Here is an 11,937-nt window from a genome sequence, read left to right as displayed (position 1 = left end):
GGAGATGGGGAGATGGGGGGATAAGGGTTCTTATGAATTAAGTATTAAGGAAATGTTTATGTTTAAGCAAATTAAATTACAAACTCAATTAATTAGTGCGTTTGGCGTTATGGGGTCGATCGTGTTGATTGTCGGAGTGGTGGGATGGAATGGCAGTTTACGACTTAGTGAGCATATTAATACCTTAAGTAAAAATAGCGTACCCAGCATTCGCGGACTATGGAAAATCAACGAAGGACAAACTCAAATTCAGTCATCAGAGCGGGCGCTGGCTAATCCAGACCTGAGTGGGATGGCTAAAGAGGTTGAACTTCAACGAATTCAACAAGCTTGGCAGCAAATCGATGCGGGATTTAAAGAATACGAATCGGCTCCACAGACTCCTGAAGAGGCTAGAATCTACCAAAAATTTCGGATTAATTGGGAACGATGGAAGCAAGACCATCAGGAGGTTTTGCGACTCTATCAAGAGGCTCGCTCCGATCGAAATATTTCTGAGTCCGAGTTTAGCCAGATTAGCAAGTTCCTCGCTAACGAGGAGCCGAAATCATTTGAGATGGCAACTGAAGATCTGCAAAGGTTATTGGAAATTAATAGTGAGGTTGCTAATACAGCCCAAAAGTCATCCCTTCAAGATGTTTCTCAAATCAACCTTGGGATTATTTTCGGGTTGGTTGTGGGTTCAACAACTGCGTTTGGTCTTGGGATCTACTTAAGTAAAACCATAACTGCCAAAATTGCTGTGATGATCAAGACAGTCACGAGTTCTTCGAGTGAAATGGCGGCAATGGTCGCTCAACAGGAAAGAATTACCACTCAACAGGCTACGTCGGTTAATCAAACTACGACAGCAATGGATGAACTGGGGGTGTCTTCACGTCGATCGGCCCAGCAAGCTGCATCGGCAACCAGTGGAGCGCAACAAGCACTAACATTAGCAGAAGGTGGTACCCAAGCGGTTGAGCGAACTCTGGAAGGAATGGCTTCTTTGAAGGATAAAGTGGATGCGATCGCATTGCAAATTAGCCACTTAAACCAGCAAACTGCCCAAATTAGCAGTATCTCCAATTTAGTCAGCGAAATAGCTATTCAAACCAATATGCTGGCGCTGAATGCTGCTGTAGAAGCTGTGAGGGCTGGGGATCTTGGCAAGGGATTTGCGATCGTGGCTAGCGAAATTCGCCAGCTAGCGAATCAAAGCAAACAGTCAGCCCAGAAGATTAACACCTTGATTGCCGATATTCAAACTACTATTAATACGACTGTAATGGTTACGGATGATGGCACAAAGACAGTGGAAGATGGGGTGAAAATTGCCCAACAAACAGCATCTGCCTTTGCTGGAGTTACCGATGCTGTAAACCACGTTTTTCTCAATAGTCAACAAATTTCTTTGAGTTCCCAGCAGCAGGCGATCGCTATCGAGCAAGTTGTTGAGGCAATGAATGCCCTAAATTTAGCAGCTAAAGAAACGGCTAGTGGGATCAACCAAACTCAAGTCACCATGCAGCAACTCAATGAAGCCGCTCTCAATCTTAAGGCGATCGTTTAAATAGACTTATTGCAAAAGTCAGAAATCTTGGTTTTTTTACCCACATTCCGCACCCTTAACTGGCACAATCGGTTTTCACATAATTTGGGACTAGTGGCTGGTAACTTAAATTACTAAAAATACCTAAAATTATCTGACCAGCCACTAGTCCCAAATCGTCAATTGACCAAAATTCGTAGTGTGACACTTTAGGGTGGGGAATGTGGGTTTTTACCACAGATATCCACAGATAAACACAGATAAACACAGATGAATACAGAGATTGTCTATTTTTGCAAAAGGTCTAATATAGCAGAAGGCAGAAGGCAGAAGGCAGAAGGCAGAAGGCAGAAGGTAAGAAAGGCAGAAGGTAAAAATTCTCAAGAGTCCCCTTGTCCCCTTGTCCCCCCATCACTTTGCACCCAGGTTTTCCACTACAAGTACGGGAGAGGCAACTTGAACCCGATCGCGCTCTACTTGACAACCCAATTCTTCATTTTCATATTCATTACTCTGATGTTTCATGATTTTTTTTTGAGGTAATTCAGTTTCAGGGGTAGAAGTGTTTAGGGGTAAATCGATCGTAAAAGTTGCGCCTTTACCTTCGCCTTCGCTTTGTGCTCTAATGGTTCCATTATGTAATTCTACTAGGTGGCGAGCGATCGCTAATCCTAAACCTAATCCTCCGTAAGGTCTGCTAATACTGCTATTTCCTTGGCGGAAACTATCAAAAACATGAGGTAAAAATTCTGGATTTATGCCAATACCTTGGTCAATTACTTGTAACTGAGCGTATTGATTACTTCTTGATATTTCTGTTGTTTCTACTAATTTTAACCAAATTTCTATTACTCCAGATTCGGGAGTAAACTTAATTGCATTAGAAAGCAAATTGGTTAAAATTTGTCTTAATCTTTCTGGATCTCCAGAAACTCTCAGCGCATCTGGGTATAAATAAGTTTTCATCTCAATTGATTTTTCTTCAGCTTGGAGGCGCACTGTTTCTACAGTTACTTCTATTAAATTCTGTAGATTCACTGGTTGAATAGATAATCGTAAGTTGCCTTGAATAATTTGCGAAACATCAAGAATATCATTAACTAATCGAGCTTGCGATCGAGCATTGCGTTCAATTGTTTCTAAAGCTTTGATTCGGGTTTTTTCATCAAATTTTTTCGTAACTAACAACCGCGACCAACCTAAAATTGAGTTTAATGGTGTGCGGAGTTCATGAGACAAAATTGCTAAAAACTCATCTTTCATCCGGTTAGCTTCTTCCGCTTGCTGTCTGGCAGCGTGTTCGCGGATAAACTGTTCCCGTACTGCTTCTGCTTGTTTGCGTTCTGTAATGTCTTCAATTGTGCCCACATGACCTAACAATGTACCATTATCAGAAAGCATCGGGGCTGAGCGAATATGTACCCAACGCAGGGATTTATCGGGTTGATAAATCCGAAATTCCCCAGAATAAGGTTGTCCTTGGCTAATACAATTAGGCCATTCAATTAATAAGCTTTCTCGATCTTCTGGTAAAGTCAGATTTGCGAATTCTTCGTACCAACTTTCTGCCGTAATAAACCCACAAATTGCCTGAAATTTGGGGTTACTATAAGTACATCTTCCAAAGGTATCAGTGAGGAATATGCCCACTGGAGAACAAGCACTTAAGGTGCGAAATCTCTCTTCGCTTTGTTTAAGTTCGGCATTCATTGCTGCTAGTTGTGCAGCTTGGTGCTGGACTTCCAGATTTTTTTTGAATAGGTCAACAAATACGGATACTTTGGAATTTAATATAACGGGATCGATCGGTTTTAATAAATAATCTACAGCCCCTAATGAATAACCTTTAAACATTAAGTTATCGCTAGTACTAAAAGCTGTGAGAAAAATAATTGGTGTATTGCGTGACCTTTCCCTTTGGCGAATCATAGTTGCAGTTTCAAAACCATCCATTCCGGGCATTTGCACATCCAATAAAATTACTGCAAAATCTTGATTCAGTAAACAGCGTAACGCTTCTTCTCCTGAACCTGCTTTTACTAAATTTTGCCCAAGTCCATCTAATATTGCTTCTAAAGCAATTAGATTTTCGGGATGATCGTCTACTAACAGGACGTTTACTTTGGGTTCAGATTGCATATACTTATTTCAACTTGGTAGAAATGGCATATATTTTTCCCGGAAGAAGATGAAATTTGAGCGATCGGCGATCGATTTCCGCTTCAAATTAAAATCTGAGATTTGATCTGGGAATTCAAGAAAGGAACTATTTCAGCTAAAGGTAAAATTTGCGGCATTTTTACGGCTTTAATTGCTGCTTCTGGCATAATTGGACATTCAGCCGTGTCTGGTTTTTGGACAATTACTGTTCCTCCGTAAGCTTGAATTTTGGCTAATCCTTTAGCACCATCACTACTAGCTCCTGTTAAAATTATACCAATAACTTGCTCCTCATAAGCATCAGCAGCCGATTCAAATAAAACATCAATTGATGGTCTAGCAAAGGTGACAGGTGCATCTTTAGAAAGAGCAAAATACCCTGGTTCTACTAATAAATGATAGTCGGCTGGTGCTAAGAAAACTATTCCGGGATTAATTGGCTGTTTGTCTTCGGCTTCTCTCACTGGTAATACACTTGTTTCTTGTAAATATCTAATTAATTCTCCATCCGAAGATCGATGACGATGTTGACCGATCGCTACTGCAACAGGCAAATTTTTCGGTAATGCCGATAAAATCGTCTGTACAGCATTTAACCCTCCCAAAGATGCACCTATAACTACTATTTTAAAATCCATTAGGCAATCCTCCGATAAATTTTTTCGTCACTATCCAACTCTTCATAATGATTTTCGTAAGCGGTTGTTTTCATTGTTTCATGTTTTCCTAAGCCTAAAATGCCAAATGTTCGCAAGCTTTCGTATAGTAACTTATGGACTCGCTCTTGGAGCGATCGATTGAAGTATATTAAAACATTACGACAGAGAATTACATTGAATTCATTAAAAGAGGCATCTGTCACTAAGTTATGGGGGGAAAAGACTATGTTTTCTCTGAGGAAAGAACGAATAAGTGCTCCATTATAAGCGGCTGTGTAATACTCGGAAAAATCACTTTTGCCACCTGCCTGAAGATAGAATTGGGTGTATTCTTGCATTAAATCCAGCGGAATAATCCCCGCTTTGGCTTTACGAAGCACAGCTTCATTCATGTCTGTAGCGTAGATGCGACAACGATGATATAGTCCTTCTTCAAACATCAGTATTGCTAGAGAATAAACCTCCTCACCCGTAGAACAACCTGCGTGCCAAATCCGAATAAAAGGATAGGTACGTAGTACAGGAATTGCCTTATCTCTAAAGGCAATATAAAAACTCGGATCGCGGAACATTGAGGTCACATTTACCGACAAACTTAATAGAAACCGTTCCATACAAGCAGGATCGTGTAACACCTTTTCTTGTAATCCTGAGACGGTGTGGACATTTTCGGCGTGAATTATGTTCCAGATTCGACGTTTTAAGGATGCCATAGCGTAGTCACGAAAATCAAAACCATAGTAGAGATAAATGCCTTCGAGTAGTAATTTAATTTCAATGTCTTCCAATTCATTTGGGTGTCTAGGGGACATAAAATGGGGGTAGGAGATAAAGTAGGAAATTTTCTATTTACCTTTCTTACTTTATCCTCATTTCCCTTAGTTTCTATCGATACAGCCATACCCGTAATAATGAAATTAATTGATCGTTATCAACAGGTTTGGTAATGTAATCTGAAGCACCTGCTTCGATACATTTTTCCCGATCGCCTTTCATTGCTTTGGCAGTTAAAGCAATCATGGGCAGATTTTGGAATTGTGGATTTTGCCTTATTGCCTGCATAGTTTCATAACCATCCATTTCTGGCATCATGATATCCATCAGGACTAAATCAATATCTGGATGATTTTGTAAAACAGAAATTCCATCTCTACCGTTTTCAGCATAAAGTACCTGCATTTGATGACTTTCCAACATACTGGTGAGGGCGAAAATATTCCGCACATCATCATCAACAATTAAAACTTTTTTCCCTGATAAAATCGGTTCATTTTGTTGCAATTGTTCCAACATTAAACGTTTGGGTGCAGGTAAATTAGCTTGAACTCGATGCAGGAATAAAGCGGTTTCATCTAACAAACGTTCTGGCGATCGCACTCCCTTGACAATAATTGTGTCAGAAATGCGGCGCAATTCGGTTTCTTCTTGGTTAGTAAGTTCTTTTCCGGTATAAACAACGATCGGTAAATAACCTAAATTTGGTTCTAGTTTGATTTGTTCAATTAATTGCAAACCAGTCATATCTGGCAATCCCAAATCTAGCACCAAACAATCATACTGCCCAGATTTAAGTCTAGTTAAAGCTTCTGCACCCGTACCAACACCAGTGGTAACGACATCACCATTACCGATTAATTCGATAATGCTTTGGCGTTGAATTTCGTCATCTTCTACGATTAGTAAATTTTTGACTGGACGTTCGACAAATTCTTTAATTTTAGCAAAAGCATTACCTAGTGCTTCGCTACTAATTGGTTTTTGTAAATAAGCGAGTGCTCCTTGTTGTAAACTCCGCTGTTTCCCTTCTTCCACTGACATAATGTGAACCGGAATATGGCGAATATTGGGGTCATGTTTTAAGCGATCGAGAACTGTCCAACCATCCATAACTGGGAGACGAATATCGAGGATAATCGCTGTTGGTTTAAATTCCCTCGCCATTGCTAAACCTTGATCGCCTCTGGTTGCTACTAATGCTTTAAAACCTTGTTCTTTGACCATATCTCGTAAAATTTTGGCAAATTTCAGGTCATCTTCCACTACTAGCAGAGTGCGATCGCCCGGTTGAATTTGGTCGCGATCGTCCTCAATTTCTCGGAACTGTATACTTACAACTGGAGCCCCAGAAGTATTTATTTTTTCTCCAGACCCATTATTTATAGGAGAAGGAGAAATTAAGGAAGTCGTTTCTTCCTTATTCCTTCGATCTTCACCAACTTGTCGATTTTTTACTCCGTCTTGGGATAGGTAAGTTTGTGGCAAATAAAGTGTGAATGTACTACCCTTGCCTACTTCACTGCTCAGCTTGATTTCGCCACCCAATAACCGGGCAATTTCACGACTTATTGATAATCCTAAACCCGTCCCGCCATACTTCCGACTTGTTGTACCGTCTGCTTGTTGAAATGCTTCAAATATGATTTGTTGTTTTTCTGGGGGAATGCCAATTCCGGTATCAGTCACCGCAAAGGCAATTACCATGTTGGCGCGGTTAAGATTTGCTTGTTCGGGACTCCAACCTTGATTTGCTACTCTGATATTTAAGGTTACTTGACCTTTTTCAGTAAACTTAAATGCGTTAGCTAAGAGGTTTTTCAATATTTGTTGGAGTCGCTTAGAATCGGTGTATATTGCTCTCGGTAATCCTGCATCAAATTGCAGGTTAAAATCGAGTTTTTTATCTTGCGCTACTTGGCGGAAATTTCTTTCAACGTGACTTTGCAAATCGACAAATAATGTCTGGTCTACTTCAACGGACATTGTGCCAGATTCAATTTTGGCTAAGTCAAGAATGTCGTTAATTAATCCCAACAAATCGTTACCAGCTGAATAAATTGTCCGGGCATATTCAACTTGTTTTTCCGAAAGATTCTTATCGCTGTTATCGGTTAACAGTCGGGCTAAGATTAACAAACTGTTCAACGGTGTCCGTAATTCGTGAGACATATTTGCTAAGAATTCGGACTTGTAGCGAGAAGTTAAAGCTAATTGTTCGGCTTTTTCTTCTAAGGAGATTCTCGCTTGTTCAATTTCGCGGTTCTTCCGTTCCACTTCCCGTTTTTGGACTGCTAGTAATTCGGCTTTTTCTTCTAATTCTTCATTAGTTTGTTGCAGTTGTTCTTGCTGGCGTTTGAGTAATTCTTCGGAAGCTTGGAGAGTTTTCGCTTGTTGTTCGAGACGTTGGTTAGTTTCGGTGAGTTCTTTTTGTTGACTGCGTAGTTCTTCTGCCAAAGATTGCGATTGTTTCAGCAATTCTTCTGTCCGCATACTGGCGGCGATCGTATTCAGTACGATCGCAATACTCTCAGTCAGTTGGTCGAAGAAAGTTAAGTGGATTTCGCTAAAGCGGCGGAAAGATGCCAGTTCAATTACCGCTGTAACTTGTCCCTCAAACAACACTGGTAAAACTACCGCATTTAACGGAGGCGATTCACCCAAACCAGAACTTATCTTAATATAATCTCCGGGAACTTCCGTGATTAAAATTCTTTCTTTTTCCAGCGCACATTGTCCAACTAAACCTTCGCCTAAATGGAAACGGTTAGCTAAATTTTTGCGTTCCCGATAAGCGTAAGTGCTGAGTAATTTTAAGAATGCTGCGTGATTGTCGCCATTTTCCATCAAGTAAAATACGCCATGTTGGGCGGAAACTAACGGCGCGAGTTCCGATAAAATCAGTTTGGAAACTGTTTCCAAATCTCGCTGACCTTGCAACATTCTGGTAAATTTGGCGAGGTTTGTTTTCAACCAATCTTGTTCGGTATTCTTTTGGGTAGTTTCGCGCAAGTTGGCGATCATTTGGTTGATGTTATCTTTCAGGGCGGCGACTTCACCTTGCGCTTCTACGGAAATAGAACGAGTCAAGTCACCTTTCGTTACTGCTGTGGCAACTTCTGCGATCGCTCTCACCTGTGTAGTAAGATTAGCTGCAAGTTCGTTCACGTTGTCCGTTAACGCCCGCCACGTTCCCGACGCGCCAGGTACTTTCGCTTGTCCTCCCAGTTTTCCTTCGATTCCCACTTCTCGCGCAACTGTTGTAACCTGATCGGCAAAAGTCGCCAAGGTATCGATCATTTCGTTGATCGTATCCGCCAGAGTTTCAATTTCTCCCTTCGCCTCCAGCATTAACTTGCGTTTCAAGTCCCCATTCGCCACCGCCGTCACCACTTTCGCAATCCCCCGAACTTGCGCGGTTAAATTTCCCGCCATTGAGTTGACGCTATCCGTTAAGTCTTTCCAAGTTCCCGCAACTCCTTTTACATCCGCTTGTCCGCCCAATATTCCGTCCGTTCCCACTTCCCTCGCTACCCGCGTTACCTCCGAAGCGAAGGAGTTAAGTTGATCCACCATCACGTTGATGGTGTTTTTCAACTCTAAAATTTCCCCTTTGACATCAACGGTAATTTTCTTGGACAAGTCGCCATTCGCCACCGCCTTCGTCACTTCCGCGATGTTCCGAACTTGGGCGGTTAAATTTCCTGCCATCGAGTTTACATTGTCCGTGAGGTCTTTCCAAATTCCCGCTACCCCTCGCACATAAGCTTGTACTCCCAGTTTTCCTTCACTTCCCACCTCTCTGGCGACTCTTGTTACTTCCGACGCAAAGGCGGAAAGTTGATCCACCATCGTATTAATAGTGTTTTTCAACTCTAAAATTTCGCCTTTGACATCAACGGTAATTTTCTTTGATAAGTCGCCGTTCGCTACCGCCGTTGTTACTTCCGCGATGTTCCGAACTTGGGCAGTTAAACTACTTGCCATGAAGTTCACGCTGTCGGTTAAATCTTTCCAAGTTCCCGCAACTCCGCGAACTTCTGCTTGTACTCCCAGTTTTCCTTCCGTTCCGACTTCCCTGGCAACTCTTGTTACTTCCGAAGCAAAGGAGTTGAGTTGATCCACCATTGTATTGACGGTGTTTTTCAACTCCAGAATTTCGCCTTTGACATCAACGGTAATTTTCTTTGATAAGTCGCCGTTCGCTACCGCCGTCGTCACCGCTGCGATGTTCCGAACTTGGGCGGTTAAACTTCCCGCCATAAAGTTTACGCTGTCCGTTAAATCTTTCCAAGATCCTGCAACGCCGCGAACATCTGCTTGAACTCCGAGTTTCCCTTCGCTTCCCACTTCCCTAGCAACTTTGGTGACTTCGGAAACAAATCCCGAAAGTTGATCGACCATTGTATTAACGGTGTTTTTCAACTCCAGAATTTCGCCTTTAACTGCTACGGTAATTTTCTTAGAAAGGTCGCCTTTTGCGATCGCAGTCGCCACCTCAGCAATATTCCTCACTTGCGCGGTTAAATTTCCCGCCATCGAGTTCACGTTATCCGTTAAGTCTTTCCAAGTTCCCGCAACTCCCTTAACTTCCGCTTGAACTCCCAGTTTCCCTTCCGTTCCGACTTCTCTGGCAACTCTCGTTACTTCTGATGCAAAGGAACTTAACTGATCCACCATTGTATTTATGGTGTTTTTCAATTCGAGAATTTCGCCTTTAACATCTACAGTAATTTTCTTCGATAAGTCGCCACCTGCGATCGCAGTTGCCACCTCAGCAATGTTCCGAACTTGCGCGGTTAAATTATCCGCCATCGAGTTGACGTTATCCGTTAAGTCTTTCCAAGTCCCCGCAACTCCCTTAACTTCCGCTTGAACTCCCAGTTTTCCTTCCGTTCCCACTTCCCTGGCGACTCTCGTTACCTCCGATGCAAAGGAGTTAAGTTGATCCACCATTACATTAATAGTGTTCTTCAACTCCAAAATTTCGCCTTTGACATCAACGGTAATTTTCTTCGACAAGTCGCCATTCGCTACCGCCGTTGTCACTTCCGCAATGTTCCGAACTTGGGCGGTTAAACTTCCCGCCATAAAGTTCACGCTATCCGTTAAATCTTTCCAAGTTCCCGCAACTCCCGGAACTTGCGCTTGTCCGCCCAGTTTCCCTTCTGCGCCAACTTCCCTCGCTACCCGCGTTACTTCCGAAGCGAAGGAGTTAAGCTGATCCACCATGATATTAATAGTGCTCTTTAACTCGAAAATTTCCCCTTTAACATCAACGGTAATTTTCTTAGAAAGGTCGCCGTTTGCTACCGCCGTTGTCACTTCCGCAATGTTGCGAACTTGGGCGGTTAAGTTTCCCGCCATCGAGTTTACCGAGTCTGTCAAATCTTTCCAAGTTCCGGCAACTCCTTTAACTTCCGCTTGAACTCCCAGTTTCCCTTCCGTTCCTACTTCCCTGGCAACTCTGGTAACTTCACTCGCAAAGGAGTTCAGCTGATCCACCATGACGTTGATCGTGTTTTTCAGTTCTAAAATCTCGCCTTTAACATTAACTGTAATTTTCTTGGAAAGGTCGCCGTTTGCTACCGCCGTTGTCACTTCTGCAATGTTGCGAACTTGGGCGGTTAAATTTCCTGCCATTGAGTTGACGCTATCCGTCAAATCTTTCCAAGTCCCCGCAACTCCTTTAACTTCAGCTTGAACTCCCAGTTTTCCTTCCGTTCCCACTTCCCTGGCAACTCTGGTAACTTCACCCGCAAAGGAGTTTAGCTGGTCTACCATTGTGTTAACGATCTGGGCAGTTTGGAGAAATTCGCCGCGCAAAGGTCGATTTTCGATTTCTGTAGGAATTGTTTGAGATAAGTCGCCGTTCGCAACTGCCCGAATGACTCTAGCAGTTTCAGCTGTAGGTTGTACTAAGTCGGTGATTAAAGTATTGAGGGAGTCGATCGAATTTTTCCACGCCCCTTTAACACTTCCCCCCAAAGAAGCACGTTCGTAAATTTTCCCATCTTTGCCGACGACGTTGCTAATGCGATCGAGTTCCGCCGCCATGCGTTCGTTCATCTCAATAATATCGTTGAGAGTGTCGGCAATTTTGCCCGCCATGCCTGTTTGATCGATCGGCATTCGCGTCCCGAAGTTCCCCTTTTTGACTTCGGTTAATGTTCTTAACAGTTGTTTGAGGTCTAGTTGATCGCTGTCTATAGTTGTTTGTGCCGTTGCCATAGTCTTTTCTTTAATTACTGTTTCTGTTTTTATTTAGAGTTATTCCTTCTGACTTCCGCCTTCTTGCAGTAGCAAAAGTGTCAAAGTTATATCTGGCACAATTATCCAGCGCAATCCGGGTTCAATGCTCTCTATCGCAGGGTAGATGTAGGATGAAATATTATATTTTTGTTACTAAAGGTGGCAATTGTCACAAAAAAAGTAACTAACTTACGGTAAGTTAATCTTCAGTTTGTTTCCTGTGATTGGTACTTTCTGGATGAGTGCCTTTGCTATATCTAATACTTATGTAACTGTTGTACCTGACAAACAGAGATAAGCTACGGAACAGGTTTTGCGATCGCAAAGATGGCATGATATGTGTAATAAAGTTTTGGAAATAACCATATTCTCTTTGGTACGTTGTTGCGCTTCAGCGTTCTTGTTAAAACAGCTATAAACGCGAAGACAACACCACAACATTGATAACTAGAAAAAGGTATTGATTAACATTTCTGTTGATTACAAATCTTCTATATAAAGAGGGAGTTTTGTGCAATTTAGCTAAGATATGCCAAGGGGAGATGGGGAGATGGGGAGGTG

At 42.2% G+C, this 11,937-nt stretch carries 5 protein-coding genes; 1 reads left to right on the top strand and 4 read right to left on the bottom strand.

What is annotated here, in order from left to right:
• Positions 1-4 precede the first annotated feature (4 nt).
• Positions 5-1,552 carry a HAMP domain-containing methyl-accepting chemotaxis protein gene (locus IQ264_RS28320; RefSeq protein ID WP_228061890.1) on the top strand — a complete coding sequence of 516 codons (1,548 nt, stop codon included), beginning with the start codon at positions 5-7 and terminating at the stop codon, positions 1,550-1,552.
• Positions 1,553-1,942: 390 nt separating this feature from the next.
• On the opposite strand, the gene IQ264_RS28315 is transcribed toward IQ264_RS28320, so the two are convergent.
• From IQ264_RS28315 to IQ264_RS28300, 4 genes are all read right to left on the bottom strand, one after another.
• Positions 1,943-3,670 carry an ATP-binding protein gene (locus tag IQ264_RS28315; RefSeq protein ID WP_193985295.1) on the bottom strand — a complete coding sequence of 576 codons (1,728 nt, stop codon included), beginning with the start codon at positions 3,668-3,670 and terminating at the stop codon, positions 1,943-1,945.
• Positions 3,671-3,753: 83 nt separating this feature from the next.
• On the bottom strand, positions 3,754-4,329 hold the full coding sequence (locus IQ264_RS28310) for a chemotaxis protein CheB (RefSeq protein ID WP_193985292.1): 576 nt from the start codon (positions 4,327-4,329) through the stop codon (positions 3,754-3,756).
• Positions 4,329-5,162 carry a CheR family methyltransferase gene (locus tag IQ264_RS28305; protein WP_193985290.1) on the bottom strand — a complete coding sequence of 278 codons (834 nt, stop codon included), beginning with the start codon at positions 5,160-5,162 and terminating at the stop codon, positions 4,329-4,331. The genes IQ264_RS28310 and IQ264_RS28305 overlap by 1 nt, the downstream gene beginning before the upstream one ends.
• 73 nt (positions 5,163-5,235) lie before the next feature.
• Complete coding sequence (locus IQ264_RS28300) at positions 5,236-11,355, bottom strand: HAMP domain-containing protein (protein ID WP_193985288.1); 6,120 nt, start codon at positions 11,353-11,355, stop codon at positions 5,236-5,238.
• Positions 11,356-11,937: the final 582 nt, after the last annotated feature.

Origin of the sequence: [Phormidium] sp. LEGE 05292 (assembly GCF_015207735.1) — a bacterium.
Classification (GTDB): Bacteria; Cyanobacteriota; Cyanobacteriia; order Cyanobacteriales; family Aerosakkonemataceae; genus Floridanema.
The sequence above is the reverse complement of the archived record's forward strand: the minus strand, read 5'-3'. Positions and strand labels throughout refer to the sequence as shown.